This window comes from Streptococcus sp. 4094 (assembly GCF_013277125.1).
Classification (GTDB): Bacteria; Bacillota; Bacilli; order Lactobacillales; family Streptococcaceae; genus Streptococcus.
This window is the reverse complement of the sequence record NZ_VMMI01000023.1, coordinates 1-17,910: the sequence shown is the minus strand read 5'-3', so window position 1 is coordinate 17,910 and position 17,910 is coordinate 1. Positions and strand designations below refer to the sequence as shown.

General features: G+C 42.0%; 14 protein-coding genes and 2 pseudogenes. 15 read left to right on the top strand and 1 reads right to left on the bottom strand.

Annotated elements, in window-relative coordinates; translation table 11 throughout:
- Positions 1-27: 27 nt before the first annotated feature.
- The 5 genes and pseudogenes from pheT (at position 28) to HT721_RS06235 (ending at position 4,722) form a co-directional block, all read left to right on the top strand.
- The gene (gene pheT / locus HT721_RS06255; RefSeq protein WP_173212699.1) at positions 28-2,433 is read left to right on the top strand and encodes a phenylalanine--tRNA ligase subunit beta; all 2,406 of its coding nucleotides are present in this window, start codon (positions 28-30) and stop codon (positions 2,431-2,433) included.
- Between the two features lie 212 nt (positions 2,434-2,645).
- Positions 2,646-2,831 carry a hypothetical protein gene (locus HT721_RS06250; RefSeq protein ID WP_001136123.1) on the top strand — a complete coding sequence of 62 codons (186 nt, stop codon included), beginning with the start codon at positions 2,646-2,648 and terminating at the stop codon, positions 2,829-2,831.
- Complete coding sequence (gene tnpB, locus HT721_RS06245; RefSeq protein WP_023941878.1) at positions 2,812-3,162, top strand: IS66 family insertion sequence element accessory protein TnpB; 351 nt, start codon at positions 2,812-2,814, stop codon at positions 3,160-3,162. Before HT721_RS06250 ends, tnpB begins: the two co-directional genes overlap by 20 nt.
- 53 nt (positions 3,163-3,215) lie before the next feature.
- Entirely contained in the window at positions 3,216-3,422 is a 207-nt protein-coding gene (locus HT721_RS06240; RefSeq protein WP_050167145.1) for a transposase, read from the top strand.
- A pseudogene (locus HT721_RS06235) lies at positions 3,397-4,722 on the top strand (IS66 family transposase). The gene HT721_RS06240 and the pseudogene HT721_RS06235 overlap by 26 nt, the downstream one beginning before the upstream one ends.
- A 165-nt stretch (positions 4,723-4,887) precedes the next feature.
- On the opposite strand, the gene HT721_RS06230 reads toward HT721_RS06235, so the two are convergent.
- Entirely contained in the window at positions 4,888-5,889 is a 1,002-nt protein-coding gene (locus HT721_RS06230; RefSeq protein WP_173212697.1) for an endonuclease/exonuclease/phosphatase family protein, read from the bottom strand.
- 155 nt (positions 5,890-6,044) lie between these two features.
- Between HT721_RS06230 and HT721_RS06225 the strand changes: the two are divergent.
- The 10 genes and pseudogenes from HT721_RS06225 to HT721_RS06180 all read left to right on the top strand — a co-directional run.
- A pseudogene (locus HT721_RS06225) lies at positions 6,045-6,530 on the top strand (helix-turn-helix domain-containing protein); the annotation flags it as partial.
- Positions 6,531-6,578: 48 nt separating this feature from the next.
- Positions 6,579-6,872 carry a helix-turn-helix transcriptional regulator gene (locus HT721_RS06220; RefSeq protein ID WP_112445038.1) on the top strand — a complete coding sequence of 98 codons (294 nt, stop codon included), beginning with the start codon at positions 6,579-6,581 and terminating at the stop codon, positions 6,870-6,872.
- 367 nt (positions 6,873-7,239) lie between these two features.
- On the top strand, positions 7,240-9,489 hold the full coding sequence (metE, locus tag HT721_RS06215; RefSeq protein WP_173212695.1) for a 5-methyltetrahydropteroyltriglutamate--homocysteine S-methyltransferase: 2,250 nt from the start codon (positions 7,240-7,242) through the stop codon (positions 9,487-9,489).
- Positions 9,490-9,592: 103 nt separating this feature from the next.
- Positions 9,593-10,459, top strand: a complete 867-nt coding sequence (gene metF, locus HT721_RS06210) for a methylenetetrahydrofolate reductase [NAD(P)H] (protein ID WP_000089966.1) — start codon at positions 9,593-9,595, stop codon at positions 10,457-10,459.
- A gap of 349 nt (positions 10,460-10,808) precedes the next feature.
- Complete coding sequence (gene pnp / locus HT721_RS06205) at positions 10,809-13,022, top strand: polyribonucleotide nucleotidyltransferase (protein ID WP_000166424.1); 2,214 nt, start codon at positions 10,809-10,811, stop codon at positions 13,020-13,022.
- A 15-nt stretch (positions 13,023-13,037) separates the two neighbouring features.
- Positions 13,038-13,655, top strand: a complete 618-nt coding sequence (gene cysE, locus HT721_RS06200) for a serine O-acetyltransferase (protein WP_120164262.1) — start codon at positions 13,038-13,040, stop codon at positions 13,653-13,655.
- A gap of 11 nt (positions 13,656-13,666) precedes the next feature.
- Positions 13,667-14,551 (top strand): GNAT family N-acetyltransferase, encoded by an 885-nt coding sequence (locus tag HT721_RS06195; RefSeq protein WP_173212693.1) that lies wholly within the window; start codon positions 13,667-13,669, stop codon positions 14,549-14,551.
- 82 nt (positions 14,552-14,633) lie between these two features.
- The gene (gene cysS / locus HT721_RS06190; RefSeq protein ID WP_173212691.1) at positions 14,634-15,977 is read left to right on the top strand and encodes a cysteine--tRNA ligase; all 1,344 of its coding nucleotides are present in this window, start codon (positions 14,634-14,636) and stop codon (positions 15,975-15,977) included.
- Complete coding sequence (locus HT721_RS06185) at positions 15,970-16,356, top strand: Mini-ribonuclease 3 (protein WP_045604720.1); 387 nt, start codon at positions 15,970-15,972, stop codon at positions 16,354-16,356. The genes cysS and HT721_RS06185 overlap by 8 nt, the downstream gene beginning before the upstream one ends.
- Positions 16,357-16,359: 3 nt before the next feature.
- Entirely contained in the window at positions 16,360-17,244 is an 885-nt protein-coding gene (locus tag HT721_RS06180; protein ID WP_050260955.1) for a PucR family transcriptional regulator, read from the top strand.
- Positions 17,245-17,910 lie beyond the last annotated feature (666 nt).

The following is a 17,910-nucleotide window of genomic DNA, read 5'->3' as shown; positions in this document are numbered from 1 at the left end:
GCAACTGTCATTCTGGAGAACTAAATTATGCTTGTATCTTATAAATGGTTAAAAGAATTGGTGGACATTGATGTGCCATCACAAGAGTTGGCTGAAAAAATGTCAACTACAGGGATCGAGGTAGAAGGTGTCGAATCACCGGCTGCTGGTCTCTCGAAAATTGTCGTCGGTGAGGTCTTGTCTTGTGAAGATGTGCCAGAAACTCACCTCCATGTTTGTCAGGTTAACGTTGGCGAAGAAGAAGCCCGTCAAATCGTCTGTGGTGCCCCAAATGTGCGTGCTGGTATCAAGGTTATGGTGGCTCTTCCGGGAGCTCGCATCGCTGACAACTACAAAATCAAAAAAGGAAAAATCCGTGGTTTAGAGTCACTTGGAATGATCTGTTCGCTTGGCGAATTGGGAATTTCTGACTCAGTTGTGCCTAAGGAATTCGCAGATGGCATCCAAATCTTGTCAGAAAATGCCGTTCCAGGTGAGGAAGTCTTCTCATATCTAGACTTGGATGATGAAATCATCGAACTTTCAATTACACCTAACCGTGCGGACGCTCTTTCTATGCGTGGGGTGGCTCACGAGGTTGCGGCCATCTATGACAAGGCAGTCAACTTTAAAGAATTTACTCTTTCAGAAACTGACCAAGCTGCAGCAGATGCTCTTTCTGTGGGCATTGAGACAGACAAGGCGCCTTACTATGCCGCTCGTATCTTGGACAATGTGACTATCGCACCAAGTCCACAATGGTTGCAAAACCTTCTCATGAACGAAGGTATCCGTCCAATCAATAACGTAGTGGACGTGACCAACTATATCCTTCTCTACTTTGGTCAACCTATGCACGCCTTTGACTTGGATACCTTTGAAGGGACAGACATCCGTGTGCGTGAAGCGCGTGCTGGTGAAAAATTGGTGACTTTAGATGGTGAAGAACGTGACTTGGACATGAATGACTTAGTTATCACTGTCGCAGACAAGCCAGTAGCCCTTGCAGGTGTCATGGGCGGTCAAGCAACAGAAATCTCTGAGAAATCTAGTCGTGTCGTCCTTGAAGCTGCAGTCTTCAACGGAAAATCAATCCGCAAGACTAGCGGACGTCTCAATCTTCGTTCTGAGTCATCTTCTCGCTTTGAAAAAGGTATCAATGTGGCAACTGTTAACGAAGCCCTTGATGCGGCAGCTAGCATGATGGCAGAACTTTCAGGTGCGACGGTTCGTAAGGGCATCGTTTCAGCGGGTGAACTTGATATCTCTGATGTGGAAGTTTCTTCAACTCTTGCAGACGTTAACCGTGTCCTTGGAACTGAGCTTTCTTATGCTGATGTAGAAGACGTCTTCCGTCGTCTTGGCTTTGGTCTTTCTGGAAATGCAGACAGCTTTACAGTCAGCGTCCCACGTCGCCGTTGGGATATCACCATCGAAGCGGACCTCTTTGAAGAAATCGCTCGTATCTATGGATATGACCGCTTGCCAACCAGCCTTCCAAAAGACGATGGTACAGCTGGTGAATTGACTGCCACACAAAAACTCCGTCGCCAAGTTCGTACGATTGCTGAAGGAGCAGGTTTGACAGAAATCATCACCTATGCTCTAACAACTCCTGAAAAAGCAGTTGAGTTTACGGCTCAACCAAGTAACCTTACTGAACTCATGTGGCCAATGACAGTGGACCGTTCTGTCCTCCGTCAAAATATGATTTCTGGTATCCTTGATACGGTGGCTTATAACGTAGCTCGTAAGAACAAAAACTTGGCCCTTTACGAGATTGGAAAAGTCTTTGAACAAACAGGTAATCCAAAAGAAGAACTTCCAAATGAAATCAACAGCTTTGCCTTTGCCTTGACAGGCTTGGTTGCTGAAAAAGATTTCCAAACAGCAGCAGTTCCAGTTGATTTCTTCTATGCTAAGGGAATCCTAGAAGCGCTATTTGCTCGTTTGGGACTAGAAGTGACCTATACAGCAACATCTGAAATCGCTAGCCTTCATCCAGGTCGTACAGCAGTCATTTCACTCGGTGACCAAGTTCTTGGTTTCCTTGGCCAAGTGCATCCAGTCACTGCTAAGGCTTACGATATTCCAGAAACGTATGTAGCTGAGCTCAACCTTTCAGCCATCGAGGCTGCTCTTCAACCTGCTGCTCCATTTGTGGAAATCACTAAATTCCCAGCAGTTAGCCGTGACGTTGCCCTCCTTCTCAAGGCAGAAGTGACTCACCAAGAAGTTGTAGATGCTATCCAAGCTGCCGGTGTGAAACGTTTGACAGATATCAAACTCTTTGACGTCTTCTCAGGCGAAAAATTGGGACTTGGTATGAAGTCAATGGCTTATAGCTTGACTTTCCAAAATCCAGAAGACAGCTTAACGGACGAAGAAGTCGCACGCTACATGGAAAAAATCCAAGCATCACTTGAAGAAAAAGTGAACGCAGAAGTGCGTTAAACGATAGTATGATACAAATTCCCCCTCTAGTTTATGAACACTAGAGGGGTGATTTTATATAATACTCAATGAAAATCAAAAAGCAAACTAGGAAGCTAGCCGNNGACGAAGTCAGCTCAAAACAGTGTAAGCGCGTCATAACAAGGTATCTATCATTCATGGAAGACCTCCTGTATACTATTAGTAAAGTAAAACTATTGGAGGATATTTTAATGCCACAACCTATTGTTCCTGTAGAGATTCCACAATCTCGTCGTTTTGATTCTAAAAAGAGAAATGATATTCTGCTTAAAATTCGTATTGGCAAGCTTGAAGTAAGTTTTTTTCAATCTCTCAATCTCGAAATGATAGAGCAGCTTTTGGATAAGGTGTTGCTCTATGACAATTCATCTATCTAGTCTAGGGCAGGTCTATCTCGTATGTGGGAAAACGGATATGAGACAAGGCATTGATTCACTGGCTTATCTCATTAAAACCCACTTTGAATTGGATCCTTTCTCAGGTCAAGTCTTTCTCTTTTGTGGTGGACGTAAAGACCGCTTTAAAGCTCTTTACTGGGATGGTCAAGGATTTTGGCTACTATATAAACGCTTTGAGAACGGTAAGTTGACTTGGCCAAGTACAGAAAAGGATGTCAAAGCTCTCACACCTGAACAAGTAGACTGGCTGATGAAGGGCTTTTCTATCACTCCAAAAATAAATTCATCAGAAAGTCGTGATTTCTATTGAAATGAGGACTTTCTTTTTAGTATAATAAAGTTAGAAAACAGAGAGGGAAGATGATGAAAGACTTATTAAAAATCATTCAACAACAGAGTGCTACAATTGATAGTCTCACCAATGAACTTGCCCTTCTGCGTGAACAAGTGGCTTATCTAACGCAAAAGCTCTATGGAAAATCCTCTGAGAAAAGTGTTTGTCCATCTGGACAAGTCAGCCTTTTTGAGGAGGAAGTTTCATCTGATGAAGATGGAGATGTTCCCAGTTGAAAGAGAAGAAATCACCTATAAACGTAAGAAAGCTAAAGGGAAACGTCAAGCTCTTCTTGCCCAATTCGATTCAGAAGAACTCCATCATCGCTTAGAGGATTGCATTTGCCCTGACTGTCAGGGAGAGCTAAAAGAGATTGGAGCGAGTCTTTAAGGCCAAGAATTAGTCTTTATTCCTGCGCAATTAAAACGCATAGATCATATCCAACACTCTTACAAATGCCAAGCATGCAGTGAGAAAAATCCGAGTGATAAAATTGTGAAAGCTCCTATTCCTAAAGCCCCTTTGGCGCATAGCCTTGGCTCAGCTTCTATAATCGCTCACACCATCCATCAGAAGTTCAATCTGAAGGTCCCCAATTATCGCCAAGAAGAAGATTGGGCTAGGATGGGTTTACCAATCACACGTAAGGAAATCTCTAATTGGCATATCAAGGCGAGTCAATACTATTTGGAGCCCCTCTATAACCTCTTGCGAGAGAAACTATTGACTCAGCCCTTACTTCATGCGGATGAAACTTCTTATAGAGTGCTAGAGAGTGATAGCCATCTGACCTACTATTGGACTTTTTTGTCTGGGAAAGCTGAGAAGCAAGCAATCACGCTGTACCACCATGATCAGCGTCGAAGTGGTTCAGTAGTACAAGAATTCCTAGGAGATTATTCTGGATATGTGCATTGTGACATGTGGTCTGCTTATCGTCAACTGGAAGAAGCTGAACTTGTTGGATGTTGGGCGCATGTGAGAAGGAAGTTTTTTGAATCCACCCCCAAGCAAGCAGATAAGTCATCCTTAGGAGCTAAAGGTTTAGCTTATTGTGACCAGTTATTTGCCTTGGAGAGAGACTGGGAGGTTTTGCCAGCTGATGAACGACTACAGAAACGTCAAGAAGAGCTCCAACCCCTAATGGAAGACTTCTTTGCTTGGTGTCGGCGTCAGTCAGTTTTACCTGGTTCAAAACTAGGAAGGGCAATTGAATACAGTCTCAAGTATGAAGAAACCTTTAAGACCATTTTGAAAGACGGGCATCTGGTCCTTTCCAATAATCTAGCTGAACGCGCCATTAAATCATTGGTTATGGGACGTAAAAATTGGTTGTTTTCTCAAAGTTTTGAAGGAGCTAAAGCAACAGCTATTATTATGAGTTTGTTGGAAACAGCTAAACGTCATCAATTAAATAGCGAGAAATATCTATCCTATCTTCTAGAATGTCTTCCAAACGAGGAAACTCTCGTAAACAAAGAGGTTTTAGAGGCTTATTTACCATGGACTAAAGTTGTACAAGAAAAGTGCAAATAAGAAATCTCCAGATTAGGAACTATCCGTGAGTTCTCTAGTCTGGAGATTTTTCAATATACTTCGTTATTGGGCGGTTACGATAAGACTGACGAAGTCAGTAACCATATGTCTAAGGTAAGTCGACGCTGACGTGGTTTGAAGAGATTGTCGAAGAGTATAAAATAATTAAAATGTGATTTCTGTAAAAATACATCTATGATCAGAGTTTTGAAAACTTACAATGTCTAAATCTCTAACATAGTAGTGGTTTTTAGGCAATAAGATATGATCTATCGTTGCATTAAAAAGTTTTGGACTTTGGCTATTCCAAGTTCCTCTTTCAAAAGGTGGTAGTACATTTAATGCGTCCCTATGAGAGCTTATTTTTGCAAGTGCTCCATGACGCATAGTTGCATTAAAATCACCTGCAATAATAGCCTTTGGATATTTTGAAGCCAATTGATTATGAATGATGTTTAAGTCTTGCTTCCAGATTTCCATTAAACCTGGCAGAGGAGGAGCAGTATGCAAAGCAATGATATCTGGTATATTTTGTTTTCTCGAATGTAATACAATTGTCCCGAACCGTGTTGTATGGAAAGTTTTAGCTTCTGTATAGAAACCATAACTTTTCTTGACAATCACAGTCACAGGAGCTATTCCACTGTCAGTAGGTGGAGAAGTAAAAATATCATAGTTGGCTATAGAAAGTCCAACTTGATGAAACAATAGTTTGATTCTCTGGTTTTCTTGCTCACCTCTGATATTGGTAGCTAGTTCAGGGAATATAGCCATATCAGCATCAAAATGGCTAAAAATTCGCTCAATATGTTGTGCTTCTATTTGATTAGCGACGTTCCAAGTTACTAATTTTAAGGTTTTAGTCTTATTTGATGTGGAAGAAAGGGTTTTATCTGTTCCGAATAATAGTAATATGAGCGATAATAAGAGCAAAATGCCAGAGTAAAACCGTATTTGTTTATTTTTCTTGTAAAAAGATAGGGAAAAAAATACGAAACTTAAAATAGAAGCCATAGTTGCAGTAGCTAAGGGGAAGGCATAAATCTGTGCCAAGATAGGTCTGGTAGATAGCCAAATATTAAGATTAGAAGATGGGAAAAAAGAATAAGCTATGATAGGGATAGCGAAGAGAATGACAGAAAGGGCAGAAAGAAATGTTTTAATCATTGTATGAGTACCTCAATTTGCAATGGTTGCTCGGAGCTAATGTGATTTTGTGACTTTACTTGATTGATATTCTTTTTCTTGTCTTCCTCATAGATTAAGTACAACCCAAGTAAAAAAAGTCCAATTTAAGATTGAAATGATTAAAAGGCACAGAAATGCAAGACAATTATACTACAAAAGGCAAACATTTGACAATCGATAGTCGTTGCTTAATCGAACGATGGAAAAAAGAAGGAAAATCAAATAGAGAAATTGCCTCTCTATTTGGAAAAGCTCCTCAAACATCCATACTGAAATCAAGCGTGGGACAGTCCGAAAATGTCTTGGGAAAGGGGGGTAAAGAGCTTTACTCTGCCGACTACGCTCAACAATTTTATGAAAATAATCGCAAGCGCTCGGTCAAGAAATCAAGCTTGACCAAGGAACTAAAGGAAAAGATTCTCCACTATCATAACCAAAAATTTTCGCCTGAAATGATGGTGATGGCTAAGGGCGTTAACGTGGGAATTTCAACCATTTACTATTGGATTCATCATGGAAAATTAGGATTATCAAAACAGGATCTGCTCTATCCTAGAAAAGGAAAAGCGCTTAAGAAACAAGCTAGTTCCAACTTTAAACCCGCTGGTCAATCTATCGAATCATAATTCGCTCATTATACATAGACGTAAAAGAAAGAGGGCTAAGTGATGGAGAATAGTGCTATTGGGAGTAACTGGAAGGATGTCCGATCTCAACTCTTTACAAAGGAGGAAATTCTTGAAAGTGATATGCGAGTGGCTATCATGAGTGAGCTGATTGAGGCTAGGCATGACCAAGGAATCAGCCAGAAAAAGCTGGAAGAATTCAGTGGAGTAAGCCAGCCTGTCATAGCTAGGATGGAAACAGGCAAGACAAGTCCTCAGTTGGATACAGTCTTGAAAGTTTTAGCCAGTTTAGGAAAGACACTAGCAGTCGTCCCCCTCGAACAGGAAAAGAGTTGATTAGAGTAGACTCATACTCAATGAAAATCAAAGAGCAAACTAGGAAACTAGCCGCAGGCTGTACTTGAGTACGGCAAGGCGACGTTGACGCGGTTTGAATTTGATTTTCGAAGAGTATTATAGTCTTTTCTAATAACAAGTCATAGTCACTTATAAGAATTACTAATAACGCGTTTGGCCAGTCTAACGGAAATATAGTTAAAAAACAAGCTACACAAAGGATTTGAGGCATTTGTTTCAAGTCTTTTTCTTTTGTTTAAAACAGAGATATAGTTTCAAACTATATCAAAGCCTAATTTTTTACAATTATACAGATGATTTCTTTTCTGTTAAGATAGTTTCAACAACAAATTTTGGAGGACACATCATGTCAACTACAATCATCGGTTTCCCTCGTTTGGGCGAATTCCGCGAATTAAAATTTACAACTGAAAAATACTTTAGAAAAGAAATCTCAGAAGAAGAACTCTTGGCAGCAGCAAAAGAATTGCGTGCTAAACACTGGAACATCGTCAAAGAAAAAGGAATCACTGAAATTCCATCAAATGACTTTTCTCACTATGACAACTTCCTAGATGCAGCTTTCCTTTTCAACGTGGTACCTGCTTCAGTTCAAAACTTGGACTTGTCTGACCTTGAGCGCTACTTCGCTTTGGGTCGTGGTTACCAAGGAGAAAAAGGGGACGTTCGCGCCCTTCCAATGAAGAAATGGTTCAACACTAACTACCACTACATCGTTCCTAAATTTGAAAAAGATACTCAAGTTAAACTTGCAGGTCACAAGATTTTTGATGAGTTCCAAGAAGCCAAAGAACTTGGATTGAACACTCGTCCTGTCCTTGTAGGTCCATTCACTTTCCTTCAATTGTCAGACTTTGAAGAAGGTGTGAAAGCAGAAGACTTCGTAGATAGCTTAGTGGCTGCTTACCAAGAAGTTTTTGCTAAATTGGCAGAACTTGGTGCGACTCGTATCCAATTGGATGAAGCTGCTCTTGTCAAAGATTTGACAGCTGAAGAAAAAGCTCTCTTCTTGAACCTCTACAACAAACTCTTGGCTGACAAAAAAGGTCTTGAAGTCTTGCTTCAAACTTACTTCGGTGACGTTCGTGACGTTTACGCTGACCTTGTAAACTTGCCAGTAGATGCTATCGGTTTGGACTTCGTTGAAGGTAAGAAAACTCTTGAACTCGTTAAAGGTGGCTTCCCAGCTGACAAGACTCTCTATGCAGGTATTGTCAATGGTAAAAATATCTGGCGTAACAACTACGAAAAGAGCTTGGCTGTTCTTGAGCAAATCCCAGCTGAAAACATCGTATTGACAAGCTCATGCTCACTTCTTCATGTACCATTTACAACTGCTAATGAAGAATTTGAGCCAGCAATCTTGAACCACTTTGCCTTTGCAGTTGAAAAATTGGATGAGATTCGTGATTTGGATGCTATCCGCAATGGTCAAGGTGAAGAAGCACTTGCAGCTAACAAAGAACTCTTTGCGACTGAGCGTGTTGGTGAAAATGCGGAGCTTCGTGCTCGTATCGCTGGATTGACGGATGCAGACTACACTCGTTTGCCAGCCTTTGCAGAACGTGAAGCCATCCAAGAAGAAGCTTTCAAACTTCCAGCTCTTCCAACAACTACTATCGGTTCATTCCCTCAAACTAAAGAAGTTCGTGCTAAACGTTTGGCTTACCGTAAAGATGAATTGTCTCAAGAAGAGTACGATGCTTTCCTTGCTGAAACGATCGATGAATGGATCAAATGGCAAGAAGATATTGACTTTGATGTCCTTGTTCACGGTGAATTTGAGCGTAATGACATGGTTGAGTACTTCGGTCAAAACTTGTCAGGTTACCTCTTCTCTAAAAATGGTTGGGTACAATCATACGGTATGCGTGGAGTGAAACCACCAATCATCTGGGGTGATGTCACTCGTCTCAACCCTATCACTGTTAAATGGTCTAGCTATGCACAAAGCCGTACAAACAAACCTGTTAAAGGTATGTTGACTGGACCTGTTACCATCCTCAACTGGTCATTCCCACGTGAAGACATCTCTATCAAGGATTCTACTCTTCAAATCGCCCTTGCCATCAAGGATGAAGTACTTGACCTTGAAGCTGCTGGTGTGAAGATCATCCAAATCGATGAGGCTGCTCTTCGTGAGAAATTGCCACTCCGTCGTAGCGACTGGTACGAAGACTACCTTGACTGGGCAATTCCTGCCTTCCGCTTGGTACACTCAACAGTAGCGCCAGACACACAAATCCACACTCACATGTGTTACTCAGAATTTACAGATATCATCCCAGCTATCGATAACATGGATGCAGACGTTATTTCCTTTGAAGCTAGTCGTTCAAACCTTGAAATCTTGGACGAACTCAAAGCGAAAAACTTCCAAACAGAAGTGGGACCTGGGGTTTACGATATCCACTCACCTCGTGTGCCAAATGAAGGCGAAATCGACCACACAATCGAAGCCATCCTTGCTAAAGTGCCAAGCAAGAAAGTTTGGATCAACCCTGACTGTGGTTTGAAAACACGTGGTATTCCAGAAACAAAAGAAAGCTTGATCCGCCTTGTTGAAGCAGCTAAAGCTGCGCGTGAGAAATTGTAAGATAAGGATTTCTCAAGAAGCGCTGTTTGATCAATCTGCCTGTTTCACTTGGATTCTAGGAATTCAGCTAACGAAAAAAATCAACTAGAAAAGGATAATGACTATGTCACGCCAAACACCGTCACTCTCATTTGAAGTGTTCCCTCCAAACCCAGCCGTGGGTAATGATAACATTATTTCTGCTCTTCAAGATATGCAGGAGTTGGCTCCTCACTTTATCAGTGTAACTGCTAGCAATAATAAATTTAATATCAAGGAAACGACGGTTCGTTTGGCTGACTTTATCCAAAATGACTTGGCGATTCCGACTATTGCTCACTTGCCAGCCATCTATTTGACTAAGGACAAGGTTGCTGAAACGATTGCCGACTTGGACAAGGTTGGGGTGCAGAAAATCTTGGCTCTTCGTGGGGATATTATTCCTGATGTGGAACCTCAAAAGGATTTCCGCTACGCAACTGACTTGATTGAGTTCATCAAGGAACAAGCTCCTCACTTTGATATTGTTGGTGCTTGTTATCCAGAAGGTCACCCGGATTCGCCAAATCAGATTTCAGATATTCAAAATCTTAAGAAGAAAGTAGATGCAGGTTGTTCGAGCCTTGTAACCCAGCTTTTCTTTGACAATGAGCGTTTCTATGATTTCCAAGACAAGTGCATCTTGGCTGGGATTGATGTTCCCATTCATGCAGGGATTATGCCAATTCTGAATCGAAATCAGGCTCTCCGCCTCTTGAAGACTTGTGAGAATATCCACCTTCCACGTAAATTTAAAGCCATCTTAGACAAGTATGAGCATGACCCTGAGTCGCTCAGAGCAGCAGGACTTGCCTATGCAGTGGACCAAATCGTGGACTTGGTAACTCAGGATGTGGCTGGTGTGCATCTCTACACCATGAACAATGCGGATACAGCAAAATACATCCACCAAGCGACCCATGCCTTGTTTAATCATCAGTCTCTAGGATAATAAAAAGCAAACCATTCTTCTCAAGTGAGGGGAATGGTTCCTTTTTCATGGTAAAGACCGCACTTTTTAAGAAAAATATGATAAAATAGACTCTGTACGTACTTGATACAAAGATGAGGGTATTAAATAATACAATGAATTTAAACTGAAGGCTTAGCATCAAACCTTTCTAATGATTTGTATCTTGAGTAATTGAACACGGGCTAAATCCCTAGTGAAAAAGATAGATTTCCTGGTGTACATGGTACACTGCGTCAATCTCCTATTTTCATACGGGATTCTTCACGCCCTTAGTATCTTGATTTTTGTAGGCAAGGCGTATAATTTCATCAATCCAAAGGGGATTAAAATGACAAAACAAGTGTTTCAAACGACTTTTGCGGGTCGTGAGTTAATTGTAGAGACTGGTCAGGTTGCTAAGCAGGCAAATGGCTCTGTTGTCGTGCGTTACGGTGAGTCAACTGTCTTGACTGCTGCCGTGATGTCTAAGAAGATGGCAACTGGGGACTTCTTCCCTCTCCAAGTCAACTATGAAGAAAAAATGTATGCGGCTGGGAAATTTCCTGGTGGCTTTATGAAACGTGAAGGACGTCCTTCAACGGATGCGACTTTGACAGCGCGTTTGATTGACCGTCCAATCCGTCCTATGTTTGCGGAAGGTTTCCGTAATGAAGTACAAGTCATCAACACTGTGCTTTCTTATGATGAAAATGCTTCTGCACCAATGGCTGCTATGTTTGGTTCATCCTTGGCACTTTCCATTTCAGATATTCCATTTGACGGCCCAATCGCTGGGGTACAAGTGGGCTATGTAGATGGTCAAATCATTATCAACCCTACGCAAGAACAAGCAGAGCAATCTCTCCTTGAATTGACAGTAGCTGGTACCAAACATGCCATCAACATGGTTGAGTCTGGTGCTAAAGAATTGTCAGAAGAAATCATGCTGGAAGCTCTCCTTAAAGGGCATGAAGCAGTCAAAGAATTGATTGCCTTCCAAGAAGAAATCGTTGCAGCTGTTGGTAAAGAAAAAGCAGAAGTAGAATTGCTTCATGTGGATGCTGACTTGCAAGCTGAAATCATCGCAGCCTACAACAGCGACCTCCAAAAAGCGGTCCAAGTAGAAGAAAAATTGGCTCGTGAAGCTGCAACTCAAGCAGTTAAGGACCAAGTAACTGCTGTTTACGAAGAAAAATATGCGGACCACGAAGAATTTGACCGTATCATGCGTGATGTGGCTGAAATCTTGGAACAAATGGAACACGCTGAAGTGCGCCGTTTGATCACAGAAGATAAGGTACGTCCTGATGGTCGTAAGGTTGATGAAATCCGTCCTTTGGATGCGGTTGTTGACTTCCTTCCTCGTGTGCACGGTTCCGGTCTCTTTACTCGTGGACAAACTCAGGCTCTTTCAGTCTTGACCTTGGCTCCGATGGGAGAAACTCAAATCATTGATGGTTTGGATCCAGAGTATAAGAAACGCTTTATGCACCATTATAACTTCCCACAATACTCTGTAGGGGAAACTGGTCGTTACGGTGCGCCAGGTCGTCGTGAAATCGGTCACGGTGCTCTTGGTGAGCGTGCTCTTGCTCAAGTCTTGCCAAGTTTGGAAGAATTCCCATATGCTATCCGATTGGTGGCAGAAGTCTTGGAATCAAATGGTTCTTCTTCTCAAGCCTCTATCTGTGCGGGAACGCTTGCCCTTATGGCTGGTGGTGTGCCAATCAAGGCGCCAGTAGCAGGGATTGCCATGGGTCTCATCTCAGATGGAAACAACTATACAGTCTTGACAGATATCCAAGGTTTGGAAGACCACTTTGGAGACATGGACTTCAAGGTTGCAGGTACTCGTGACGGGATTACAGCCCTTCAAATGGATATCAAGATCCAAGGGATTACAGCAGAAATCTTGACTGAGGCTCTTGCCCAAGCCAAGAAAGCCCGTTTTGAAATTCTTGATGTGATTGAAGCAACCATTCCAGAAGTTCGTCCAGAATTGGCTCCAACTGCTCCGAAAATTGATACCATCAAGATTGATGTGGACAAGATTAAGATTGTCATCGGTAAGGGTGGAGAAACCATCGACAAGATTATCGCTGAAACAGGCGTTAAGATTGATATCGACGAAGAAGGAAATGTGTCTATCTACTCTAGCGACCAAGATGCTATTAACCGTGCTAAAGAGATTATTGCTGGTTTGGTTCGTGAAGCCAAAGTGGATGAAGTTTACCGTGCTAAAGTCGTTCGTATCGAGAAATTTGGTGCCTTTGTCAACCTCTTTGACAAGACAGATGCCCTCGTTCACATTTCTGAAATGGCTTGGACGCGTACCAATAATGTCGAAGACTTGGTAGCCATCGGAGACGAAGTTGATGTTAAGGTTATCAAGATTGATGAAAAAGGACGTGTGGATGCTTCTATGAAAGCCCTTCTTCCTCGTCCTCCAAAACCTGAACGTGATGAAAAAGGTGAAAAATCAGAGCGTCCTCACCGCCCACGTCATCACAAGGATCACAAACCTAAGAAAGAATTTACAGAAACACCAAAAGATTCAGAATAAGAAAAGGAGAAATGTATGGGATGGTGGCGCGAAACCATTGATATCGTAAAAGAAAATGATCCAGCGGCCCGCACCACTTTAGAGGTTTTGCTGACTTATCCAGGTGTCAAGGCCTTGGCGGCCCACCGTCTCTCGCATTTTCTCTGGAAGCATGGCTTCAAACTCTTGGCTCGTATGCACAGTCAGTTTTGGCGCTTTTGGACTCAGATTGAGATTCATCCAGGTGCCCAAATCGACTCTGGAGTCTTTATTGACCATGGTTCAGGCCTGGTTATCGGAGAGACTGCTATTGTTGAAAAAGGTGTTATGCTTTACCACGGAGTGACTCTTGGTGGAACAGGGAAAGACTGTGGCAAACGCCATCCGACTGTACGAAAGGGAGCTCTCATATCAGCCCATGCCCAAGTTATTGGACCTGTAGAAATCGGTGAAAATGCCAAGGTTGGTGCAGCAGCAGTTGTCGTGGCAGACGTACCTAGTGATGTGACAGTAGTCGGTATTCCGGCTAAGATTGTCCGCCTTCATGGTAAAAAGGATGAACCGGTCATTCACGAAGTCGAAGAAAAACGAGAATACTACGTCAATAAACTTGAGCAGGCTAAAGAAGCCAGTCACAGATCGTCTGGGTTGTAGAGGATACCTATATGATTCAAGCAAGAAACAAGTTAAGCCAAGAGGAGCTATCTGAGGCGAAAAAACTAATTAACTGTTGCCAAAACTATGACGGTACCTATCGTGATCCCTATCTTTCTAACATGCTTAATTTTGACCCAAACATGCCCGCCTTTTTCCTTTATTATGAAAAAGGCGAACTTGTTGGTTTATTAACTGTCTATGCAGATGATCAAGATGTAGAAGTGACGATACTGGTTCATCCCAATTATCGCCGTCAGGGAATTGCGCGTGCATTGTTTACTAGTTTTGAGAGAGAAACAGCTTCTTTCTCTATTTGTTCAGTCACTTTTCAGACAGAGCGTGTTTTTCTAGACCGCCATCCTAATTTTGTTAGCAACTGGGGATTGGTCGAGGATGAAGAGACAGAAACTTGGTTAGGTAAGGATAGAAGACCTTATCCGTTAGCAAAGCTTTCCCATCTTGAAGTTTTGTTAGCAGATAGTTCGCATCAGGATCAAATTGGTCAATTAAAATTTCAGGCATTCTCAGAGGAACATGAGTCTAGAGAAGTTGTAGATAGATATGTCGCTGAAGCTCTGAAAGATCCAGAAAGCCGCCTATATATTTTATTAAAAGACGGTCAGGTTATTGGAACTTGCACGGTTGATTTATCGAGCGATACGAATTACTTCTACGGTTTAGCAATATCGGAACCTGAACGTGGAAAAGGCTATGGAAGCTACTTAGCAAAATCCCTTGTCAACCAACTAATTGAGCAAAATGATAAGGAATTTCAGATTGCAGTGGAAGATAGCAATGTAGGTGCCAAACGTTTGTATGAAAAAATTGGCTTTGTCAAACAGACCCAGGTGGTTTATCTGAATGAGAAAGGAGCAAGGGATTCCGAAGTGTAGAGAGATTCGGACTGAAATTTACTTGAACTCTTAGTGATGAAACTAACTGTTCTCGGATTTTGGCTTTCCTGACTATTATTTTATGATTAAAATCTACGACACCATGTCTCGTGATTTGCGAGAATTTGTCCCGATTGAGGACGGCAAAGTAAAGATATATGTTTGCGGGCCAACCGTGTACAACTATATCCACGTGGGGAATGCCCGTTCAACGGTGGCTTTTGATACTATTCGTCGTTATTTTGAGTACCGTGGGTACGAGGTTGCCTATATTTCCAATTTTACGGACGTGGATGATAAGATTATCAACCGTGCCAAGGAAGAGGGTATCACACCTCAGGAGGTTGCGGACAAGTATATCGCTGCCTTTCGTGAGGATGTGACGGCCTTAGGCGTGAAGCCTGCAACTCGCCATCCGCGTGTGGTGGAGTTTATGGCTGACATTATCCGCTTTGTGGAAGACTTGATTGAAAAAGGTTTTGCCTACGAGAGTCAAGGGGATGTTTATTTCCGTGTGGAAAAATCCCACAATTATGCCAAGTTGGCCAATAAAACCTTAGAAGATTTGGAGCTGGGGGCTTCAGGTCGTACCGATGAAGAAACGGCTCGTAAGGAAAATCCTGTAGACTTTGCCCTCTGGAAAGCTGCCAAATCAGGCGAGATTTCTTGGGACAGTCCTTGGGGACCTGGTCGCCCAGGCTGGCATATTGAGTGTTCGGTCATGTCAACAGAGATTTTGGGCGATACCATTGATATCCACGGTGGCGGAGCCGATCTGGAGTTTCCGCATCATACCAATGAAATTGCTCAGTCAGAAGCAAAAACAGGCAAGACCTTTGCCAACTACTGGATGCACAATGGCTTTGTCAATATTGACAATGTCAAGATGTCCAAGTCTTTGGGGAACTTTATCACCGTACACGATGCCCTTAAAACTCTTAATGGGCAAGTGCTTCGTTTCTTCTTTGCGACTCAGCATTACCGCAAGCCTATCAACTTTACGGAAAAAGCAGTGCGTGATGCTGAGACCAATCTCAAGTATCTTAAAAATACTTACGAGAAACCGTTTACTGGAACTGTAGATGCTCAAGAGTTACAGGCCTTTAAAGATAAGTTTGTAGCAGCAATGGATGAGGATTTCAACTCTGCCAATGGCATCACAGTCGTCTTTGAAATGGCCAAGTGGATCAATTCCGGCAACTATGATGCAAGTGTCAAGCAAGCTCTTGCGGATATGTTGGAAGTTTTTGGAATTGTCTTTGTTGAGGAAGTTTTGGATGCAGAGATTGAAGCCTTGATTCAAAAACGCCAAGAAGCGCGTGCCAATCGTGACTTTGCAATAGCGGACCAGATCCGTGATCAATTGGCTGCTCAAGGGATTAAGCTCCTTGACACCAAAGATGGAGTGAGGTGGACACGTGATTGATGTCAATCTCATTAACGGGATTGCGTTAGCTTTTGAGGGGGATGCGGTGTATTCTATGTATATACGTCGTCACCTCATTCTAAAAGGTATGACCAAACCCAATAAACTCCATCAAGAAGCGACCAAGTATGTCTCAGCCAAAGCTCAGGCTCGCCTGATTTCCCTTATGTTAGAGGAGCAAGTCCTGACGGAAAAAGAAGAAGAAATCTACAAACGTGGTCGCAATACCAATAGTCACACCAAGGCTAAAAATGCTGATGTGGTGACTTACCGTATGTCCACAGGTTTTGAAGCAGTCATGGGCTATCTCCATATGACTGAAAATCTGGAACGTCTTGAGAGCTTGATTTTGTGGTGCATCCAAAAAGTGGAGGGTTAGGACATGATGGCAAAAGAACTACAAGACTGGTTTCCTGAAGCTCAGATTTCAGACCAGCCAGTAGAGAAAGAGGGTTATCTCACGCTCCCTTTAGCTTCTCAGCAGTGGATTTTGCTGGAGAAATCTGGTCTCAGTGAGCGTGAAAAGCAGTTGGTTGCCCTCTTGACCCAACAGGAGCAGGCTCGTTCGCTCAATCCTTGGTATTCCTATCTGATTGAGGGCAAGGGTCAGGCACCGCAATCTTTTAAAAAAATTCAGCTGGTTTATTGTCATCTTTCCTATTTTCAGCAGGAAAATCTGGCTTCTTGGCTAGATATGATGCGGACTCTTTTTCCCAACTGTCAGACGGTGCTTCAGGTCGGAGCTCAGGATTATGTTTTCGTGCTTCAACAAGACAAATACACCTCTGTACGAGCTATTTTAAGTGATACGATTGAAGCGGTTGAGTATGACTTTGGCCTTCGTCTGTCAATCATGTTGGGTCAGGTTTGGTCTCAGACAGGCTATCAAGCCCTATCAGACTTGATTAAAGCGGAGCGGGATTTGTTTAAGACTTGGTGGCGTCAGGGTCACCAAGGTGTTCATACCTTTTCACAACTCTATCTTTGGAGTATGGGGGAAAGAATTGTAGACTTGAAGCCAATCAAGGAATGTCTACACCAGATGATTTTGGATCAAGATCAGATTCAGGAAATCATCCTCTCTCTTTGGGAAAATAGTGCTGTTCTCACTAAAACAGCCCAGAAACTCTATCTGCACCGCAATTCTCTCCAATACAAGATTGATAAGTGGGAAGAATTGACAGGGCTACAGTTGAAGGAGTTGACCGACCTGACTCTGTGTTATCAATTGATTTTAGGTTCTTTGTCAACTATAGTTGGTTTGTAAAGAAGTTAATATTTGGAGAAGAGGATTTCCATCTTCTCCATTTTTATGTGCAGAGTTATAGTGGATTGAGACTGGGAAAGTACACTGCGATTGCTAAAACATTCTTAGAAGTTGCTTTGATTTTCCTAATCTATTTATGCAAATTTTATGTTATTTTACTATAGTTGTTTGATTTTTGTTTAGTATTAGAAGATTGAAAATCAATGAATAAATCTACCAGCAGATGACTCAAAACGTCCTTTTGAAGCTGTAGGTAAGGCAAAGTTGACGTAGTTTGAAGAGGTTTTCGAATAGTAGGAACATCCAATTTCGGTATGTTTACTTATGGAGTTTTTCTTAGTGATACTTATATCTAGACACAAAACTATAGCTTGAGAGCTAGTCATTTTCAGATAAGATTTAACTCTTCCTAATACTGGGTTTTATTTGCTTTTCAGAGTCCTTTTCTACTAGAAACTGGAATGTATCCTATTTATAGTAGTAATCGCTAGAAATATGGTAGAATCAAAAAAAGAATCAGCTGCTTTTTTATGTAAATTTCAACCTGTGAAGTCTAAAAATTTTTAACTTTCTCCTTTCTTTTCCGAATAAATAGATAGTAGCAGTGAATCTAGCAAACCTAGATTTAATACTCTTCGAAAATCTCTTCAAACCACGTCAACGTCG

Excerpts from the sequence above, each read along its gene's own strand:
- pheT (WP_173212699.1), top strand. The coding sequence starts at position 28 with ATGCTTGTATCTTATAAATGGTTAAAAGAATTGGTGGACATTGATGTG.
- HT721_RS06250 (WP_001136123.1), top strand. The coding sequence starts at position 2,646 with ATGCCACAACCTATTGTTCCTGTAGAGATTCCACAATCTCGTCGTTTT.
- tnpB (WP_023941878.1), top strand. The coding sequence starts at position 2,812 with ATGACAATTCATCTATCTAGTCTAGGGCAGGTCTATCTCGTATGTGGG.
- HT721_RS06240 (WP_050167145.1), top strand. The coding sequence starts at position 3,216 with ATGAAAGACTTATTAAAAATCATTCAACAACAGAGTGCTACAATTGAT.
- HT721_RS06230 (WP_173212697.1), bottom strand. The coding sequence starts at position 5,889 with ATGATTAAAACATTTCTTTCTGCCCTTTCTGTCATTCTCTTCGCTATC.
- HT721_RS06220 (WP_112445038.1), top strand. The coding sequence starts at position 6,579 with ATGGAGAATAGTGCTATTGGGAGTAACTGGAAGGATGTCCGATCTCAA.
- metE (WP_173212695.1), top strand. The coding sequence starts at position 7,240 with ATGTCAACTACAATCATCGGTTTCCCTCGTTTGGGCGAATTCCGCGAA.
- metF (WP_000089966.1), top strand. The coding sequence starts at position 9,593 with ATGTCACGCCAAACACCGTCACTCTCATTTGAAGTGTTCCCTCCAAAC.
- pnp (WP_000166424.1), top strand. The coding sequence starts at position 10,809 with ATGACAAAACAAGTGTTTCAAACGACTTTTGCGGGTCGTGAGTTAATT.
- cysE (WP_120164262.1), top strand. The coding sequence starts at position 13,038 with ATGGGATGGTGGCGCGAAACCATTGATATCGTAAAAGAAAATGATCCA.
- HT721_RS06195 (WP_173212693.1), top strand. The coding sequence starts at position 13,667 with ATGATTCAAGCAAGAAACAAGTTAAGCCAAGAGGAGCTATCTGAGGCG.
- cysS (WP_173212691.1), top strand. The coding sequence starts at position 14,634 with ATGATTAAAATCTACGACACCATGTCTCGTGATTTGCGAGAATTTGTC.
- HT721_RS06180 (WP_050260955.1), top strand. The coding sequence starts at position 16,360 with ATGATGGCAAAAGAACTACAAGACTGGTTTCCTGAAGCTCAGATTTCA.